Origin of the sequence: Actinoplanes sp. NPDC026619 (assembly GCF_040638295.1) — a bacterium.
In the GTDB taxonomy this organism is placed as follows: Bacteria; Actinomycetota; Actinomycetes; order Mycobacteriales; family Micromonosporaceae; genus Actinoplanes.
This window is the reverse complement of the sequence record NZ_JBEZYA010000026.1, coordinates 20,856-39,878: the sequence shown is the minus strand read 5'-3', so window position 1 is coordinate 39,878 and position 19,023 is coordinate 20,856. Positions and strand designations below refer to the sequence as shown.

14 protein-coding genes are annotated in these 19,023 nt (G+C 72.4%); 8 read left to right on the top strand and 6 right to left on the bottom strand.

Translation table 11 applies throughout. From position 1 onward, the window contains the following. Positions 1-2: 2 nt before the first annotated feature. The 4 genes from AB0E90_RS40300 (at position 3) to AB0E90_RS40285 (ending at position 5,534) form a co-directional block, all read left to right on the top strand. Positions 3-1,124 (top strand): ROK family transcriptional regulator, encoded by a 1,122-nt coding sequence (locus AB0E90_RS40300; RefSeq protein ID WP_360417569.1) that lies wholly within the window; start codon positions 3-5, stop codon positions 1,122-1,124. A 63-nt stretch (positions 1,125-1,187) separates the two neighbouring features. Then, entirely contained in the window at positions 1,188-3,557 is a 2,370-nt protein-coding gene (locus AB0E90_RS40295) for a X2-like carbohydrate binding domain-containing protein (RefSeq protein ID WP_360417656.1), read from the top strand. A 66-nt stretch (positions 3,558-3,623) separates the two neighbouring features. Then, positions 3,624-4,832: a mandelate racemase/muconate lactonizing enzyme family protein gene (locus AB0E90_RS40290; protein WP_360417568.1), complete on the top strand. Its 1,209-nt coding sequence runs from the start codon at positions 3,624-3,626 to the stop codon at positions 4,830-4,832. Between the two features lie 150 nt (positions 4,833-4,982). Further along, positions 4,983-5,534 (top strand): GNAT family N-acetyltransferase, encoded by a 552-nt coding sequence (locus AB0E90_RS40285; RefSeq protein ID WP_360417567.1) that lies wholly within the window; start codon positions 4,983-4,985, stop codon positions 5,532-5,534. Here the strand turns inward: AB0E90_RS40285 and AB0E90_RS40280 are convergent. Then, positions 5,490-6,056: a Uma2 family endonuclease gene (locus AB0E90_RS40280; protein ID WP_360417566.1), complete on the bottom strand. Its 567-nt coding sequence runs from the start codon at positions 6,054-6,056 to the stop codon at positions 5,490-5,492. The genes AB0E90_RS40285 and AB0E90_RS40280 overlap by 45 nt on opposite strands. A gap of 238 nt (positions 6,057-6,294) precedes the next feature. On the opposite strand from AB0E90_RS40280, the gene AB0E90_RS40275 reads away from it, so the two are divergent. From AB0E90_RS40275 to AB0E90_RS40260, 4 genes are read left to right on the top strand one after another with little or no spacing between them, the layout of a single operon-like run. Then, on the top strand, positions 6,295-7,845 hold the full coding sequence (locus AB0E90_RS40275) for a TIGR02677 family protein (protein WP_360417565.1): 1,551 nt from the start codon (positions 6,295-6,297) through the stop codon (positions 7,843-7,845). Beyond that, on the top strand, positions 7,842-9,164 hold the full coding sequence (locus AB0E90_RS40270) for a TIGR02678 family protein (RefSeq protein WP_360417564.1): 1,323 nt from the start codon (positions 7,842-7,844) through the stop codon (positions 9,162-9,164). The genes AB0E90_RS40275 and AB0E90_RS40270 overlap by 4 nt, the downstream gene beginning before the upstream one ends. Before the next feature lie 14 nt (positions 9,165-9,178). After that, positions 9,179-13,297 carry a TIGR02680 family protein gene (locus tag AB0E90_RS40265; RefSeq protein WP_360417563.1) on the top strand — a complete coding sequence of 1,373 codons (4,119 nt, stop codon included), beginning with the start codon at positions 9,179-9,181 and terminating at the stop codon, positions 13,295-13,297. Next, positions 13,285-14,574, top strand: a complete 1,290-nt coding sequence (locus AB0E90_RS40260; protein WP_360417562.1) for a TIGR02679 family protein — start codon at positions 13,285-13,287, stop codon at positions 14,572-14,574. Before AB0E90_RS40265 ends, AB0E90_RS40260 begins: the two co-directional genes overlap by 13 nt. Here the strand turns inward: AB0E90_RS40260 and folE are convergent. The 5 genes from folE to dpgA are packed head-to-tail and all read right to left on the bottom strand — an operon-like array spanning position 14,491 to position 18,960. Then, complete coding sequence (folE, locus tag AB0E90_RS40255) at positions 14,491-15,090, bottom strand: GTP cyclohydrolase I FolE (protein WP_360417561.1); 600 nt, start codon at positions 15,088-15,090, stop codon at positions 14,491-14,493. The genes AB0E90_RS40260 and folE overlap by 84 nt on opposite strands. A 27-nt stretch (positions 15,091-15,117) precedes the next feature. Then, entirely contained in the window at positions 15,118-15,909 is a 792-nt protein-coding gene (gene dpgD, locus AB0E90_RS40250) for an enoyl-CoA-hydratase DpgD (protein WP_360417560.1), read from the bottom strand. Beyond that, on the bottom strand, positions 15,906-17,237 hold the full coding sequence (dpgC, locus tag AB0E90_RS40245) for a (3,5-dihydroxyphenyl)acetyl-CoA 1,2-dioxygenase DpgC (protein WP_360417559.1): 1,332 nt from the start codon (positions 17,235-17,237) through the stop codon (positions 15,906-15,908). The genes dpgD and dpgC overlap by 4 nt, the downstream gene beginning before the upstream one ends. Next, complete coding sequence (dpgB, locus tag AB0E90_RS40240) at positions 17,204-17,863, bottom strand: enoyl-CoA-hydratase DpgB (protein WP_360417558.1); 660 nt, start codon at positions 17,861-17,863, stop codon at positions 17,204-17,206. The genes dpgC and dpgB overlap by 34 nt, the downstream gene beginning before the upstream one ends. After that, on the bottom strand, positions 17,857-18,960 hold the full coding sequence (gene dpgA, locus AB0E90_RS40235) for a 3,5-dihydroxyphenylacetyl-CoA synthase DpgA (protein WP_360417557.1): 1,104 nt from the start codon (positions 18,958-18,960) through the stop codon (positions 17,857-17,859). Before dpgA ends, dpgB begins: the two co-directional genes overlap by 7 nt. Positions 18,961-19,023: the final 63 nt, after the last annotated feature.

The window sequence follows — 19,023 nt, the reverse complement described above, 5'->3', positions numbered from 1 at the left end:
CCATGTTCCCCGAGGCCGAGACCGCCGCGCCGGCGATGACCGCCGTGCTCACGGCGGTGCTGACCGAGGGTCCACTCAGCCGGGTCGCGCTCGCCCGGCGGCTCGGGCTGTCCCAGGCCGCCGTCACCAAGGCGGCCCGTCCCCTGATCGAGCGGGGCTACCTGCAGGAGCTGGCCGCGACCGAGCGGTCCGGCCCGGGCGCCGGCCGTCCGGCCAGCCCGCTGGTCATCCGGGCCGATCGCGAGTTCTTCGTCGGCGTGAAGATCACGGCCGACGAGCTGATCGGCGTGGTCTGCGACTTCGGCGCCAAGGTCCGGGCGTCCGTCCACCGGCCACTGCGGAAGACCGACGTCGACTACGTCCTCACCGAACTCGGCCACCTCGTCGACGACCTGGTCGACGACCGCACCCGCACCCGGCGGCTGGGCCTGGCCGTCTCCGGCGACGTCGACCGGGCCACCGGCCTGGTCCGCTATTCGCCGTTCCTGCACTGGCGTGACGTGCCGCTGCGGGAGCGGGCCGAGCAGGTCACCGGGCTGACCGTCACGGTGGAGAACGACGTGAAGGCGCTGACCACCGCCGAGCACTGGTTCGGCGCGGGCGTCGGCGCGGATTCGTTCGCCCTGGTCACGGTGGGCACCGGGATCGGCTGCGGCCTGGTCGTCAACGGCCGCATCGTGTCCGGCTCGCACGGTGTCGCCGGCGAGATCGGCCACCTCAGCGTCGACGCGAACGGCCCGGCGTGCCACTGCGGCGGGCGCGGCTGCGTGGAGGCCATCGCCGGCACCGAGGCCATCGTCGCGCGGGCCGGGCTCGGCTTCGACGACGCGGTGGCCGCGGCGCGCGCCGGCGACGAACGCGTCCGCGCGGTTTTCGCCGAGGCCGGCAACGCCATCGGCGGCGGCATCGCGGCGGTGGCCAACCTGGTCGGCCCGGCCCACATCGTCGTCTCCGGCGAGGGCCTGGCCGCCTACGACCTGTTCGAGACGCACATCCGCGCCGGGTTCGAGCGCCAGGCCTTCGGCGCCGCCGCCCAGTGCCCGCTATCCGTCCGGCCGCTGCCCTTCGAGGAATGGGCACGCGGCGCGGCGACCGTCAGCATCCAAGCATTCGTCGCTTCCTAAAACTCCGGAGGTACGACCTTGAGGTCACCCCGAACGCGTTGCGCCGCCGTCCTCGGCGTGACGATGCTCCTTCTCTCGACCGCCTACCCCGCACAGGCCGAACCGAAGCCGAGCCCGCCGTTAGGTGCGCGAGCCGCCGCGGCGCCGATATCCGAGTCGGCAAAAGCCTCGACTCCTGACCGCTGGGCGGTGAAGCCGTACATGGGCTGGAGCAGCTACAGCATGCAGGTCTACTCCGGCAGCGGTAAGTGGATCACGCCCGAACAGCTCATCAAGCAGTCCGACGCGATGCACACCAAGCTGCAGAAGTACGGCTACAACTACCTCAACGTCGACGCCGGCTGGAACGCCGGGGTCGACGCCAACGGCCGGCCGAAACCGATGGCGGACTTCCAGAAGGTCATCGACCACGTCCACAAGAACGGCCAGAAATTCGGGCTCTACATGATCCCGGGCATCTCCCCCGCGGTCTATCAGGCGAGCCTGCCGATCGCCGGCGCGCCCGGCTGCACCACCCACGACATCGTCAAGCAGCCGACGCAGCAGGCCGACTACTGGAACATCGGCTACCGGATCGACTTCGCGAACCCGTGCTCGCAGAAGTACATCGACTCGATCGCCGACCTGTTCGCCAAGTGGGGCGTCAACTTCGTCAAGTTCGACAGCGTCACGCCCGGTTCCGGGATCAGCGACCTCTCGCTCGACGCCCGCGACGACGTCGCCGCCTGGTCGACCGCCCTCAAGAAGCACCAGATCTGGTTCGAGCTGTCCTGGGCGCTCGACCCGAAATACGCCGACTACTGGCGCTCCAAGGCGAACGGCTGGCGGATCGACTGGGACGTCGAGTGCTACTGCGCCAACGACGCGCTCACCCAGTGGCAGAACATCGCCCGGCTCTTCCCCGACCTGGCGACCTGGTGGCGCAACGCCGGCAACGGCGGCTGGAACGACCTCGACTCGCTCGACGTCGGCAACGGCGCGATGGACGGCCTGACCCGCGACGAACGGCGCAGCGCGATGACGCTGTGGGCCATCTCCGCGGCGCCGCTCTACGTCGGCAACGACCTGACCAACCTTGATGCGTACGGGCTGAGCCTGCTCACCAACCCCGAGGTGATCGCGGTCGACCAGGCCGGCACCCCGGCCCGCCCGGTGTCCGCGTCGGCGCAGCAGCCGATCTGGTACGCGCTCAACGCCGACGGCAGCTACACGGTCGCGCTGTTCAACCTCGGCCGCACCGACAAGGACATCACGGTGAACTGGCCGGACCTCGGCCTGACCGGCGCCGCAACCGTGCGCGATCTGTGGGCTCGCCAGGACCTCGGTCGCTTCCCCACCACCTTCACCGCCTCCGGCGTGCCGATTCATGGTGTACGGCTACTGAAGGTCACGCCGCAGGCAGGTGCCGGCGTCGCCGTCAACGACGACGCGCTACGGGTCGCCTACCAGGGAGATTGGGGCCGGGACGGGGTTGCGGCCACCACCCAGCCGCTGACCCTGAACGTCACCGACACCGGCGCCACCACGCCGCCGTCGACGACCGGCCCGGTCCGATCCATCACTCACGACGACAACGACCCGGGCATCGCGTACGCCGGGACGTGGTCGCAGAGCACCGGCCGTGGCCTCGGCGACTTCAACGACAACGTGCACTACACCGAGCGCAACGGCGACTCGTTCCAGTACGCCTTCACCGGCACCGGCGTCTCGTACGTCACCGAGATGGACACCTCGCAGGGCGACGTCGACATCTACCTCGACGGCCAGCTCGTGAAGACCGTCAGCACCGGACGCCCGGAGGGCCAGCCGCGCCTCGTTCAGCAGGTCGTCTTCACGGCGAACGACCTGCCCGACGGCAGCCACACGCTGATGGCGGTCAAGAAATCAGGCTCCTACATGCTCGTCGACCGGATCGACGTCCTGCAGCCGAGCCTGCTCGACCCGCCGGTGGCGTCGTTCGACCGCAAGGCGCCGGCCGACGTGCAGGTCAAACTCCTGCGCGACGGCAGCGAGTTCCTCGGCGTCTCCGCACTCAAGAAGGGCACCGACTACACCGTGTCGGGGTCGACCGTGACCCTGCGCTCGGCCTACCTCGCCACCCTTCCGATCGGCGCGAACCAACTGGACTTCGCGTTCCGCGGCGACTACCTCGACGACATCCACACCACCAAGATCAACGGCGACAAGGTTTCGTACGCCTTCAGCGGCACCGCCGTCGACTGGATCACCGCCACCGCGCCCGACCAGGGGCTCGTCGACATCTACCTCGACGGCAAGCTCGCGAAGCGGGTCGACACCCGAAGCGCCGCCCGCCTGACCCAGCAGAAGGTGTTCAGCGTCGCCGGGCTCAAGAACGGTCCGCACACGTTCGCGGCGGTGAAGGTGTCGGGCGACGTGATGCGCACCGACGTCATCCGCTACACCATCCGCTGACTTCCGGGCGGGCCGAGGAGTGGGGAGCTCCTCGGCCCGCCCGCAACGCGCCACCGGGAGCATCGCGTGGAACACACCCAGGGACTGCTGTCCTCGTCGCTTGCCGATCTGACGCCCGGCGACGAGGGCGCCGTCATCACCTCCATCGAGACGTACGCGCTGGCCGTGCCGCTGGCCAAGACCCTGGCCGACGCGACCACCCGGCTGACCGCCTGGACCGTTCCGGTAGTGGAGATCCGCACCGCCGACGGCCGGGTCGGCACCGGGATCTCCGGCGTGCACAACGGCGCCGAGCTGCTGACCCAGGTGATCGACCGCTACTACGCGCCGGCCCTGCTCGGCGCGTCCGCCGAGGACATCGCCGGCACGTGGAAGCGCCTCTACTGGTTGCCGACTCATTGGATCGGCCGCGCGGGCGTCGTACACATGGCTCTGTCGATGGTTGATATCGCTCTGTGGGACCTCGCCGCCCAGCGTGCCGGCATTCCGCTGTGGCGCCTGCTCGGCGGCACGGCCGGCGACATCGAGACCTACAACACCGACGGCGGGTGGCTCAACCTCAGCAAGACCGATGTCGTACGCGATCTCGGCGCCCTGGCCGACCAGGGCTGGCGGCGGCTGAAGGTCAAGATCGGCAAGCCGGACTGGCGGGAGGACGCGGACCGGGTCCGGGCCGTCCGGCACGCGATCGGCCCCGACCTCACGCTGATGTGCGACGCGAATCAGCGCTGGGACTTCAGCACCGCGAACCGGATGCTGCCGGTGCTGGCCGAGGCGGGCATGGACTGGTTCGAGGAGCCGGTGCACGCCGACGACGTCATCGCGCACCAGCGGCTGCAGGCGGCGGCCGCGTTCGACATCGCGGCCGGCGAGAGTCTGTACACGTATCACGCGTTCGCGAACTTCATCGCCGCCGACGCGTTGCGCGTCATCCAGGTCGACGTGACCCGCGTGGGCGGCGTGACCGAGTGGCTGCAGATCGCCCGGCACGCCGCGGCGAACGGCCTGCGCGTCGTCCCGCACGCCGGCGACATGATGCAGGTGCACCAGCATCTGGCCGGCACGTTCCTCAGCGAGACCGAGCCACTGCTGGAGTTCATCCCCTGGACCCAGGACGCGTTCGTGCACCGCAGCGTCATCCGCGACGGCTACGCGAAACGACCCCAGGAACCCGGCGCGTCCACCGCCATCGCCCCCGCGGCCCGCGAGCAGTGGCAGCTCAAGGACGTCGGCCGCGTCAGCTCCGGCGCCGGGCGCCGGTGTGGCCCATGTTGATCGAGGCGTAGTCGCGCTCGACGAGAAGTCGCAAAAGTACCCTCCGGCCCGCTGTGACGCCCCGCACAAATTCGCTGGCGCCGGCGTCGTCACTGATGCAAGGTCAGCAGCGTGGTGACAGTGAGAAGGTTCCGCGCCGCGGACGCCGGGGTGCTGTGGGCGTTGAACGCACTGCCGAACATCGGCGAGACAGCGGACCCAACCGTGCCGATCCCCTTGCCGCCGGCCACCGAAGCGCCGGCCAACTTCCCCGACCTCGCCGACATCGAAGAAAGCTTCCTGGCGCAACACGGCGAGTTCCTGGTCGCAGAACTGAACGGCCACCTGATCGGCATGGGCGGCTACCGCCCGAACGCGCACGCCGTCGCCGAGGTCCTGCGAGTCCGGGTGCATCCGGCAACACGACGCCGCGGAATCGGCCGAGCCCTGATGACCGAACTGGAACAGCGAGCAGCACGCAACGGCCTGACTTCGATGCACCTGGACACCGCAACCAACCAGCCGGACGCCATGGCCTTCTACCAGAGCCTGGGCTACCGCGAAACCACCCGCGAACACCAGCCGTCCTGGACATGGACCCTGGTCTACTACGCCAAATCGCTCCGCGACGTAGGATTGTCGGTCGTATCCAGCAGACGTGCCTGCGTGGGTGGGGAATCAGACCTGGCCGAGATCGACCTCGACGGAGAAGGGCGCGGCTAGTTTCACGGCGCCGGTGAAGACTTCGCTGTCGCGGTAGCGGCCCGTCGCCGGATCAAGAACGTAGGTGTAAACGAGAGGCGCACCAGTGGCGGCCTGCTCAACACGCCAATAGAACTGAATACCAGCCCTCGCGTACTGATCGGCCTTGACGATCCGGTCGGTCGTCTCCGACCCGGGTGAAACCACCTCGACCACCAGAAGCACGTGCTCCGGCCTTGTCGGATTGACGTCGATGGTTTCCGCTCGGTACACGGTCACGTCCGGGCGACGGTTGTTCAGCGGCACGTCCTGGAGCCGGACATCGAAGTCCGTATCAGCGTTCCAGTCCGGCCCGGCAGCCGCATCCAAGGAGTTCGCCAGAAGGCGGGCCAGGCGGTTATGCCGCTTGGACGCGCTCGGACTGACGAGAACCATCCCATCCACGATCTCGATGCCCGCACACTGCTCTTCGGTCCATGCCGCGTACTGCTCGGCCGTGACCTGCTGATGCATCCAGGCCGGCGCGACCATCTCGACAGTCATACACACCTCCTGGAAAATGACCGGCTGCCGGACTCAAGATACCGGGGCGCCGCCATCTCCACGCGTCTGCCCCGATTGTCGCAAATTGCCCCCGGGGCCGCCATCACACGGACGCCGGGGGCTGAGTGCCGTCGCACGCCCTGTCCGTCGGCAAGATCGAAGGTTCGCCCACCATGCCGGTACGAGGGCTGGGCGGATACCCTGGCTTGTCGTCTCAGCCCGCACGGAGGAACGCGTCATGCCGGACAGCGCCGCAGCGTCGTTCGGGCTTGACGACTTCGGCCTCGACGACCGGTTGCGGCTGTTCAGTTACGTCAATGCGGAGAACGGCGTCGCCTACCTCTGGCTGCTGCGCGCCTTCGACGCCGCGCGCTCCAGCTACCACGTCGTGCTGCATGCCTCGGAGGTCCAGGCCGCGCTGGCCGGCCTGGCGCAGGCCCACCCCGGCTGTCCCGACCCGGCCACACTCGAACTCCCCCGGCTGCTCGACGCCCTGGTCGGCTGGGGTGTGCTGGACCGCAGCCAGGACGGCGCCCGCGCGGCCACTCTCGCCGAATATCGCAACCGGCACTCGGTCTACCAGTTCACCGAGGCCGGTTACCGCGCCCACCGCGCCGTGGAGAGCGTCCTCGCCGCGGGCCTCGACGACAGCACCCTGTCCCGGCTGGTCTTCGCCGATCTGCTCGCCGACCTGAAGGCGTTGCGGGACGCCAACGAGGCCGGCGACCCGGAAGAGGTGTACCGCAAGCTGAACCGGCTGGACCGGGCGCTGGCCGACGTGGCCGAGCGGGCGGCGCGGTTCTATCACATGCTCGGCGATCTGAGTCGCACCCACGACGTACGCCCGGAGGCCTTCCTCGCCCACAAGGATGCGCTGCTGGCGCACCTGCGGGACTTCCACGACGAGTTGCAGCGATACACGCCCCGGCTGCGCGAGGCCGTGCACGAGGTGGAGGCCACCGGCCTGGAGCGGATGATCGAGGCAGCCGCGGAGGCGGACGAGCGGTTGTTCGCCACTCCCGCGGAGCGCCTGGCGGACTGGCAGCGGCGGTGGGCGGGCCTGCGGTCGTGGCTGGCGCCGGCCGGAGACGCGCCGAGCGAGGCCGAGCGGCTGGCCGGGGCGACGATGGCGGCGATCGGCAGTGTGCTCGCGCTGCTGCGCCGGGTGACCGAGGCCCGGCGGGGCGGGGTGAGCCGGGAGTCGCAGCTGCGGCATCTGGCGGCCTGGTTCACCGGGGCCGGTTCCGACGACGCGGCCCACGCGATCTTCGAGGTGGTGTTCGGGTTGGGCGCTTCCCGGCACGTCGGGGTGGCGTACGCGGATCCGGAGTCGATCGCGAGCCGGCTCTCCTGGTGGGAGGCGCCGGCCGTGGAGTTGTCCCGCACGCTGGTGCAGCACGGCCGGATGCCGGGGCAGGGCAACGGCCGCCCGGCCCGGATCGAGCGATCCGAGGCGTCCCGGCGGGTGCTGCGCGAACGGCAGCTCGCCGAGGAACGCCGGCAGGCGGAGGCGGCTGCCGGGCTGGTCGACGCGACGGTGCTGGACGAGGCGCAGAGCGGGGCGTTGCGGCGGCTGCTGGACATCGCGCTGGCCGCGCGGGTGGCCGGCCGGGCCGAGGTGCCGCTGGCCGCGGCGGCCTTCGGGGTGCGCCTGACGCTCACGCCCCGTCCGGGCCGGTTCACCACCGTGGTCACCGACTCCGGCCGGTTGCACCTCGACGGCTTCGAGGTGTCGGTCACCCCGGCCGGCCATACCGGCGTGCGGCGGCCGGCGGAAGCGGTGGCATGAGATTCGCCACCGACGTGTCCGACCTGGAGCTCGCCGACTACCAGCGGGCGGTGCGCCTGCTCCTGCGCCATCCGCTGATCACCGCGACCTGGCCGGACGAGAAGGCGCTGCCGCGGGTCCGCCGGTTCTCGGCCGACCTGCGGCGGGACCTGTCCGAGGCGTTCGGGTACCGGTTGGAGCTGCACGGCAGCACGGCCCGGCTGGTGCGGACCGCGGACCGGCTGGAGAGCGACCGGCCGGCGCTGTCGCGGACCGGCCGGCCGTTCGACCGGCAGCGGTACGCGTACCTGTCGCTCTGCCTCGCGACACTGGGCCGGGCCGGTATTCAGATCACATTGAGCGAGCTGGCCGAGGCGGTCGCCGGGGACGCGAACCGGATTCCCGGTCTCGGATTCGACCCGGACGCGGGCGCCGACCGCCGGGCTTTCGTCGACGCGGTCGCGTGGCTGGAGGAACGCGGTGTGCTGCGGCTGGCCGACGGGTCCAGTGCCGCGTGGGTCAGCGATCCGGGCGCCGGCGAGGCACTTTACGACATCGCCCGGGACGCGGTGCTGGCCCTGTTCCGCCCGCCTCGCGTGCTGCAGCACATCGACTCGGTGACGGCGCTGCTGGAACGCTCACTGAGCAGCAGCGGCAACGCGGAGCGGCGGTCCGCCGCGCAGGCCGCCCGCCGCGCGGTCCTGGAGCGACCGATCGTCTACTACGACGAGGTGTCCGGCGAGGTCGGCAACCACCTGCGCGGCCAGGCGCTGCCCGCCGATCTGTTCCGGCTGACCGGGCTGCGCCTGGAGCGGCGGGCCGAGGGTGTGCTGCTGGTCGACACCGCGGGCTGGTCGGCGGAGCGGTTCCCCGGCACCGGTTCGGTGGCGCAGGCGGCGGTGCTGCTGGCGGTGGCGATCGCCGAGCGGGTGTCCGACCCGGACGGCCGCCGGGCCCGGCGCATGCCGACGCCGGATCGAGGCGAGCTGATGGCCAAGCTGATCGGCCAGGTCGACGCCGGGCTGCCGGCGAGCATCCCGGCCGCCCTCGATGTTGCTGAGGCCGAGCCGCGGGCGCCGGCCGAGGAGGAACAAGAACACCGGCTGCCGTTGCTCACCGACAGCTTCCTGCGCGAGGCGACCGCGGACATCCTGCACACGTACGGGTCGGCGTTCGGCGCCGCCTGGCACGCCGACCCGGACCATTTGCGTGCCGAGGCGGTGGCATTGCTCGTACGCTTCGGCGCGGTCCTCAAGGTCCCCGGCGGGGTGCTGGCACGCCCGTTGATCGGCCGCTACCGCGGCACCGTCGCCCAGGTCCGGCAACGCACGCTCTTCTGACGACAGGAACAGTGTTGGCCCGTTTCGCACCGACCCGTGCCGGGGTCATCAATCTGTGGGACTACCGGGACGAGGAGTTCCTCTTCGTCGACGGCTGGCTGGTCCTGCGCGGCCCGAACGGTTCCGGCAAGACCAAGGCCCTCGAGGTGCTGTTTCCCTTCGTGCTGGACGGCCGGATCGAGCCGCGCCGGCTGAACCCGTTCGCCGGCGAGGACCGGACGATGAAGTCGAACCTGCTGTACCGCGGGCAGGAGTCGTCGCACGCGTACGTGTGGATGGAGTTCGGCGACGGCGAGCGCTACGTGACGATCGGCATCGGGCTGCGGGCGCACCGGCACAACGACCGGGTGACCCGCTGGCACTTCGTCGCCGAGGGCCGGGTCGGCGTGGATCTGTCGCTGCTGGACGCCGACGACCGGCCGGTGTCGCGCCGCGACCTGATCGACCGGCTCGGCGTGGAGGCGGTCCGCGATTCCGCCGAGGAGTACCGGCACCTGGTCGACGCCCGCCTGTTCGGGCTGGGGCCGGCCCGCTACGAGCAATTGCTCGACCTGGTGCTGACGTTGCGAAAGCCGCAACTGGCCAAGGATCTGAACCCGGTGGAGCTGTCCCGCACGTTGCAGCGCGGGCTGCGGCCGGTCGAGGATGATCTGCTGGTCGAGGCGGCCCGCTCGTTCGACGACATGGAGGCGGTGGCCCGCACCCTCGAAGGGCTCGTCGCCGCCGACGCCGCGACCGCGAGCTTTCTCGCCGTCTACGCCACCTACCTGCGCACCCACGCCCGGGCCGCCGCCGACGCGGTGACCGAGCGCCGCGAAAGCGTGGTCGAGCGGCGCGCAACCCTCGATTCCGCCCGCACCGAGGCGGCCCGGGCGCACGACCAGGCCGCCGAGGCGGAGCGGCGGAAGGACGCGGTCGACGGCGAGCCCGGCCGGTTACGCGCCCACCTCGAGCGGCTGAAGAGTTCGGCCGCCTACCGGTCGCACGAACAGCTCGCCGACCTGGAACGGCACGTGCACGACCTGGCCGGCGCGACGCACCGGGCGGACGAGGCGGTCGCTGCCGAGCGGACCACCGCGGGAAAGCGGCAGGCGGAGTCGACACGGGCGGCCGCCGCGGCGCACGACGCGCAGGCGAAAGTGGGCCGGCTCGTCACCGACCTGACCGCGGCGGCGGAGACCGGTGGTGTCGAGTGGCGGGCCGGCGACGCGGACGCCGACGGACTGGCCACCCGGTTGTCGGCGCGCTCGCAGGCCCGCCGCACCGACGTCCGCACGGTGCGCGGGCTCGCCGACCGGCTTGCCGAGGCGGAACGGGAGCACACCCGGGCCGCCGAGGCCGACCGTGCTGCCCGGGCCGCCGTCGACGACGCGATCACCGAGGAGGAGAACGCCGCCGCGGCGGTGGCGACGGCCCAGGAACAGACCACCGCGGGGGTATGGGTCTGGGGCACCGAGCACACGGACCTGCTCACCGAGCTGGCCCTGCCCGATCTTCCGGAGCAACTCGCTGCCGCCGTCACCGGCCGTCCCGGCGAGCCGTGGCTGCGCGACGTCTACCTCGACCGGGTGGCGGCCCCGGTCGACGCCGTCCGGGCCGGGCTGGCCGAGCTCGGCAGTCGCGCGGAGCGGCTCACCGGCGAGTGGGACGTGGTGGTCGCCGAGCGGGAGACGATCGCCGCCGAGCACGATGACGCCCCGCCGCCGTCGCCGACCCGGCCGGCGCCACGGTCCGGCCGGGCGGGAGCGCCGCTGTGGCGTCTCGTCCGGTTCGCCGACGACGTCCCTCCGGAGCAGGCCGCCGGGATCGAGGCCGCCCTGCACGCGGCCGGTCTGCTCGACGCCTGGCTGCACCCGTCCGCGGCCGAGACCGACCGCGCCCTGGACGGCGGCGAGCAGGACGCCTACCTGCGGGCCACTCCCCCGGCCGGCGGCGCCACGCTCGCCGCCGTGCTGGTGCCGGAGGAGCAGGACCTGGTGCCGGCCACGCAGATCACCGCGGTGCTGAGCGGCATCGCGCTCGGCGACGTGACGGGTCCGTCCGGCGTGGCCGGAACCGGCGACGTGGCGCCGAGCGCGGGCGCTCAGCCGGCCGCCGGCACCGAAACGCCGAGCGCGGGCGCTGGGCAGGTGGCCGGCGCCGGCCGCTGGGCGCAAGGCGCCAGCGTCGGGCAGTTCGCGAAGCAGCAGTGCGAATACATCGGGGCGACTGCCCGGGCGGCCCGCCGGACCGCCCGCATCGCCGACTGCGACCGACGGATCGCCGCCCTGGACGCGGAGATCGCGCAGGTCGAAACGGCGCGCGAGGCACGCCGGGCGGTGCTGGCCGAGGTGGAGCGCGCGGGCGCGGCGTTGCCGCCGCGCACCGCGATCGCCGAGGCCGAGCGGGCTCTGGACCGGGCGGCAACCCTTCTGCGGGTACGGCGGGAAGCCGCACACGACGCGGCGGGCCGGCTCGACGCGGCCATGGCGGAGCAGGCGTCCGCCGGTGCGGGGCTGCGCCGGGCCGTCGCCGAGCGGAACCTCCCGGTCGAGCGGCTGGACGCGACCGCGACCGCCCTCGACCGGTTCGACCGGATCGGCATCGAGCTGCGGCACGGCCACGAGACGGCGGAGCGGACCGGATCGTCGGCTGCGGAGGCCGCCGACCGGCACACCGAGGCGGAGGGGAAGCTCCTCGCGGCCACCGAGGCGGCCCGCGACGCGCAGCAACGGCACACCGAGAAAGACGAGGAATTGCGTACGCTGTCGGCCGCGATCGGCGCCGAGGCCGCGCAGATCCTGACCGAAGTGGCGCAGACCGAGCTGGCCGTGACCGATGCCGAGTCGGCTCTGGCCGAAGCCCGGGAGCAGCACAGCGAGGCGTTGCAGAACCAGGCCGGCGCGCGGGCCCGGGTGCAGCTCGGCGACCAGGCCGTGACCGAGGCGGTGGCTGAGGCCAGGCGGGAGGCGGTGCGGCTCCGCCCGTACGCGCAAGCCGATCTTCTTGGTCTGATGCGTTGCCCGCCGCACCTGCGGTGGCCCGCCGCCGAAGCCGCGCAGGACGACGTGGACCCGGGCATCGCCGCCCTGCACGAGGCCATCCTGGCGGCGACGCGGGAACTGAGCCCGACCGAGACGTCGCTGAAGCAGTCGGCGACCCGGCTGACCAGCGCGTTGACCGAGTTGCAGGCGCAGTTGCCGGCGGCCGGTTTGGATCATCGGCCGGAGTGGGACACCGACGAGGGCGTCATCGTGGTGCGGGTCGCCGACGAACAGGGCCTGACCCCGGTCGCACAGTTCGCCGAACGGATCGCCGCCGAACGCCGCGACCAGGAACAACTGCTCACCGAGGCGGAGCAGCGGGTCTTCGAGGACGCCCTGCTCGGTCAGCTGGCCGGCCAGATCCATCGCCGTACGATCGAGGCCCGCGACCTGGTCGCCTCGATGGACGCCCAGATGCGGGCCCGCCGGATGTCGTCCGGACTGACCGTCGGCGTCGGCTGGCGTCTCTCCGATGACCTCGACCCGGAGCAGCGTGAGGTGTGCAAGCTGCTGGAGCGTGACCCGGCCCGGCTGGGTCCGGGGCAGTTGACCACGCTGCGCCGGCATTTCGCCGCCCGGATCAAGTCGGCCCGCGCACAGTCACCGGAGAAGCCCTACCGGGAGTTGCTGGCCGAGGTGCTCGACTACCGGCAGTGGCGAGTGTTCGCCTTCACCCTGCACCGGCCGGGCGGGGTGACCGAGCCGCTGACCCGGGCCCGGCACAGCCAGCTCTCCGGTGGTGAGCAGTCGGTGTCGCTGCACCTGCCGCTGTTCGCGGCGGCGAACGCGCTGTTCGGCTCGGCGCGGCCGGACGCGCCCCGGCTGCTCGGCCTCGACGAGGCGTTCGCCGGGGTGGACGACAACGGCCGCGGTGAGCTGATGTCGCTGGCGAAACAGTTCGACCTCGACCTGTTCATGACCGGTTACGACCTGTGGGCCACCCATCCGGCGGTGACCGGCTGCGCCCACTACGACCTGTCGCATTCCGCGGTGGAGCATGCGGTATCGACGGTCCTGCTCGTGTGGGACGGGACGGCGAACGTGGCGGACTTCGACGGGACGCTGGCCCGGGCGCTCGGTTCGCCGGAGACCCGCCGATGCCTGACCTGAGCGCACATCCCGGCTGGCAGCGGCTGCTGGTCGCGGCCCGTCGCAGCCTGGAACGCACCGGCGGCAGCCTGACCGGCTCGGTGTCGCTCGCAGCCCCGGACGATGCCGAACGGCTCGTCGTGATCGGGGTGACCGGAGTGCACCGTCTCGCCGGGACCGGCCGGGTCACGGTGCGACTGGCCGAGCTCGACGAGCACCTGCGGGCCGCGTACGGGACCGGCCTGGCCGACACGGTCGGGCCTTACCGGGACCGTCCCGCCGAGCGCAACCGCGACGCCGTCGGCCGCGACGCCGTCCTCGCTCTTGCCGCCGACAGCCGGCACACGGGCCGGCCATGGTTCGAGGAGTGGCTGGAGACCCTTCGCCGGGACGGCTCCCTGACCCGCATCGTCCGAGCCGGTCTGCCGTGGCCCGACGTGATCACGGTCCTGGACGCGCTGCCCGCCCCCGACGAGCCGATGCCGGTCTTCGCCGAACGGGTCCTCGGTGACACGAAGGCGCTGACCGACGGGCCGGTGCGTGGCCTCGTGCTGCGGGCGCTGGCCGGCTGGCACGACCTGCCCGTGCCGGTGCGGGCCGAGCAGGAACGGGCGCTGTGGGAGCTGGCCGGCGTCGTTCCGGACGACCTGGCCAGCCAGGTGCTGGTGCTGAACCTGCCGGCGACGGGCGGGCTGGTCGCCGAGTGGCTGAGCTCGGCCGCCGCGGCGCACGTGCCGTTCCGGGTCACCCTGCACCAGCTACGCCTGGCGACTCTCACCGTGATGGCGCCGGAGATCTTCGTCTGCGAGAACCCGGCGGTCCTGCGGGCCGCGGCCGGCGGCCCGACGGCGCCCCTGGTGTGCACCGAGGGGGTGCCGTCCGCCGCCGTGCACGCCCTGCTCGCAACGGCGCCATCCGGCACGGTCATCCGCTGGCGCAACGACTTCGACTGGACCGGGATCCGGCTGACCGGCGGCGCATTGCGGCGATATCCGGCCGCGGCGCCATGGCGGATGAGCGCCCGCGACTACGCGGCTGCGCCGGGCGGGGTGCCGCTCTCCGGCCCGGCCGCGGCAACGGCGTGGGATCCGGCGCTCGCGGAGTCGATGAGCGCGCGCGGCCACGCGGTCATGGAAGAGCGGTTGCTCGACCTGTTGCTGGCCGACCTCGGCGCTGCCTCGCGCCAGGCCCATGGTCCGCACGGCCCGGCGGTGTCAGTTCGGGCGGCCGATGCCGGCGGCGGCCAGGAACTCGGCTCGGGAACGGGCGTCGTCGCGCAGGGCGCCCAGCATGGTTGAGGTGGTGGTTCGGGCGCCTACGGCCTGCACGCCGCGCAGGGTCATGCACAGGTGCTCGGCGTCGATCACCACGCCGACGCCGTTGGGCTGCAGTTCGCGGGTCAGCCAGTCGGCGATCTGCTTGGTGAGCCGCTCCTGCACCTGGGTGCCGTGCGCGAACATCTCGACCACCCGGGCCAGCTTGGACAGGCCCAGGATCCGGGCGTTGGGCAGGTATCCGACGTGTGCCACGCCGACGAAGGGCAGCAGGTGGTGCTCGCACATCGAGCGGATCGGGATGCCGCGGGCGATGACGAGCTCGTCGTAGCCCTCGTCGTTGTCGAAGGTGGTCAGGGTGAACTCGCGCGGAGTCAGCAGTTCCGCGTAGGCCCGAGCCATCCGGGCCGGGGTCTCGTGCAGGCCCTCGTTGCTCAGGTCCACGCCGAGCGCGGCGAGGAAGCCGGCGGCCGCGTCGGTCGCCGCGTCGAGGTCCCGGGTCGGCCGGGTGTGCGTCACGTGCTTTGCGGTGATGGTCATGCGTCTCTCCGTGTCGTCAGTTGTCGGTCAGCGGCCGGACCACACCGGCGTGCGCTTCTCGGCGAAGGCCCGGGGCCCTTCCCGGGCATCCGCGCTGTGCCGGCGGCGTTCCTCGGCTGGGTAGGTGGTCTCGAACGCCTCGGGCAGGGGCAGGTCGACCGAGCGCAGGGCCGCTTCTTTGATCGCCCGCACCGCCAGCGGCGCGGCCGCGGCCAGGTCGCGCACCCAGGCGTCCACCGCGGCGTCCAGGTCTCCGGCCGGCACCACCTCGTTGACCAGCCCGTACGCCAGGGCGGTCGCCGCGTCGAATCGGCGGCCGGTCAGCAGGTAGCCCATGGCCACCTTCTGCGGGAGCTGGCGGATCAGCCGGAACACGCCGCCCGCCCCGGGGACCAGGCCCAGCCGCACCTCCGGCAGGGCGAACACCGACCGGTGCGAGGCGACCGCGACGTCGCAGGCCAGGACCAGCTCGCAGCCGCCGCCGAGGGCGTATCCGTCGACCCGGGCCAGCACCGGCTTGGTGAGGCCGAATCGCTCGGTGAGCCGGGGCCAGCCGGGCCGGCCGCGGCTGCCGAAGGTTCCGTCCGGCGCTCCCCCGGCGTCCAGCCGGGCCCGTTCCTTGAGGTCCTGGCCGGTCGAGAAGGCGCGGTCGCCGGCGCCGGTCAGCACGGCGACCCGGATGTCGTCGTCGGCTTCGACGTCGTCCCAGATCTCGGCGAGTTCCTCATGCATCCGCAGGTCCATGGCGTTGAGCACGGCCGGGCGGTCCAGGGTCACCCGGGCGACGTGGTCCTTCTTGGCGTAGCGGACCCGGCTCATCGCGCCGCCCCGGCGAACCGGCCGACCTTGCCGGCCACGTCCGCGGCGTGGATGCGCACCGCCTGCTCCACGGCGAACTCGGCCAGGTAGGCGCGCAGGTCGTCGGCCGACTCCTCGGCCCGGTTCAGCATGCGCCGGTTCGCGGCGGCCGCTTCGGTGCCCAGCCGCGCGGCGGCGCGCTCGGCCGCCTCGTCCAGCTCTCCGGGCGCCATCACCTCGTCGACGATCAGGCGTGCGTCGGGCTCGTCCGCCCGGATCCGACGGCCGCCGAGGATGATCTGCCGGGACAACCGGGAACCGGCGATCCGCGGCAGGCGGAAGTTCGCAGCGCCGGGGACGATCCCCTCGTTCGCGGCCGGCAGGCTCAGGTAGGCGTCCGAGCCGGCCAGCACGTGGTCGAGCACGAGCAGCAGCTGCATGCCGCCGCCGATCGCGAAGGTGTCCACGACGCCCACCCAGGGCTTGTCCACCAGCGGCGACCGCCACTGATCGGGGGCCTCGTGCCGGATGCCCCGGACGAGCTTGTGCAGGTAGCCGAGCTCCCGCCGGAGCAGGAACCCCACCAGCGAGATCTCCCCCGCGCGGATGGCCTTGAGGTTGATGCCGGCGCTGAACACCCGCCGGCCGAGGTACCGGTGGTGGCTCATCTCGCCGCCCCGGATCAGGCCTACCCGCACCTCCGGGTCGAGCAGGGCCAGGTCGACGGCGGTCTCCATGTCGTCGACCTGGGTCTCGTCCTCGGCGTTCAGGCAGTCCTGCCGGCACAGGGTCAGCCGGGCCACGCCGTCGCGCCGTTCCAGGCGTACCGCCTCGGTCTGCAGCACCCCGGTCTGCCGGAAGGCCGGCAGCAGCCGCAAGGCCCGCTCGGTGGGCCGGAGCATGGCCTGCATCAGGTGCCGCCCGGCCGGTCCGCACCGCAGCACCGCGCGCAGGAAGATGCCCTGGTCGATCTCCCGGCCCTCCTTGCCGGCCTGTGGCCGGGACCGCTCCGCCGCCAGCTGGCCCGGGTCCGGGACGAGGCCGGGGAAGGCGTCGGCCGCGGCGCCGACGAGCGCGTCCAGACGCAGGTGCCGGGTGCGGTCCGCGGTGAGCTCGTCGTAGACCGCCCCGGCGTGGGCGTCGAGGAACGCGACCCGGACACGGCGTACGGCGTCGTGCGCGCCCGCCGCGCTCAGCCGCTGCCCGGCGGTGCGTTCGCCGGGTGGCGGCAGGCCGGCCAGCAGCCGCTCGGCGGTGGCGGCCGCGGCCGTCACCGCCGTTGCCGCCTCGTGCCGGGGCCGGTCCGGGCCGGTGCTCACCGCGCGGCCCGGCGCAGGGCGCGGTCGCACGCCGCGAGGTGCGAGCCGAGCGCCTCCTCGAAGCTGGTGCGGTCCGCGTCGAGCAGCAGCTGCCGGCGGATCGCCAGCTCCGGGCCGCTGACCGCCGCGGTGCGCTCGCGCAGGTCGGCGAGCGCCGTCTCGGGCTCCTCGGTCACGACGTCGAGCAGTCCGAGCGCCCGTGCCTCGGCCGCCCCGATCGGGATGCTGAGCAGCGCGGCGCGGCGCAGCACGCCGGCCCCGCCCTGCCGGGACAGGCGGTACAGCGCCATGCCGGGCCAGATGGCCTCGTCGTCGGTGGCCGGCACGAGCCGGGTGTCCGGCTCCGCGACGCGGACGTCGGTGGCGAGCAGGACGTCGAGCGCCGTGCCGCCGCAGTCGCCGGCCGCCATCGCGATGGTGGCCAGGGGCAGCCGCTCGAGGCGGCGGACCGCGCGTTCCCACTTGGTGACCAGACCGACGGTGAGGCCGGGCGCCCAGCCTGGGGCCGGCGCGCCGGACACGTGCACGACGAGCATGCCGGTGGGCGGACCGTCCTCGGCCCGGTCGCAGGCGCGCAGCACCGCCTCGACGTCCGCGACCGTGACCGGCCGACCGCCGTCGATCCGCAGCATCGAGGTCCCGTCCGCGGTCACCATTGGACCAGCGCCGTCTCGATGGTGGAGCCGGGGCCCATGGTCATCAGCACGCCGTACTCCCCCGGCTTGGCAACCGCCTCGTTGACCAGCCGCTCATAGGAGAACAAGAACGATCCGCTGGAGACGTTGCCGTGGTCGCGCAGCACGCCGACGGTGTGCCGCACGTCGTGCCGGCTCAGACCCAGATTGACCACCACCGCGTCGATCACCTTCTTACCGCCGGAATGGACGAGCCAGTGGCCGATGTCGCTGCGCCGCAGACCGGTGCCGCTCAGCAGGCGGTCGACCACCGACTCGGCGTGCGCTCCCACGACGTACGGAATCTGGGGGTCTAAAAAGAAGCTGAACCGGCCCTGGTCGTTGTCCCAGTCGTAGCGCATGGCGTCGATCGCGTCGCTGATCAGCAGGCTGGCGAACTTGAGGATGCGCGGTCCGGCGGACCCGCCCGGGCCGTCGTTGCGCAGCGCCAGGGCAGCGGAGCCGTCGCCGAACAGGCTGTTGACGACCGCGGTGCGCATCGAGCCGTCGATGGCATAGGCGGCCGAGCACGCCTCCGCGCACAGCACCACGGCCAGCTCGCCGGGATGTGCGGCGGACCAGCCGGCGACGACGTTGAGGGCGTTGAGCCCGGCGTTGCAGCCCATGCCGACCACGTCGGAGCGGCTGCAGCCGGGGTCGATCCCGAGTTCCTTGATCAGCAGGGCGCTGAGCCCGGGGGTGAGGAAACCGGTGGAGGTGACACAGCACAGGTGACGCAGGTCGGACAAAGCCGCGCCGGCCTGCTTGAGGCAGGCCTGCAGGGCCTGGCTGCCCATCTCCACGGCGAGGCGTTTGTGCTTGGCCAGCAATTGGCCCTGCGGCTCGGAGCGGCGCACGCCGGTGTCGTCCGGCGGCGGCAGGCTCAGGTTTCGCCGGTCGATGGCGCTGTTCAGGAAGATGGACCGGATCTTCGGGTCCTCGATGTCCATCAGGCCCAGAAGCTCGGCCTGGGTGACCGAGGGCCCGGTCACGGCGGTGCCCACCCCGATGATGGTGGACATCGTGGCCGGTATGGCCGGCGCCCGCCGATCCACCGGGCGCTCAGCGATGAGCGTCATCGGTACATCCACCCCCACATACGGCGCTTGCTCGCGATGAGCTTCTTGACGGTCTTGGCGTTC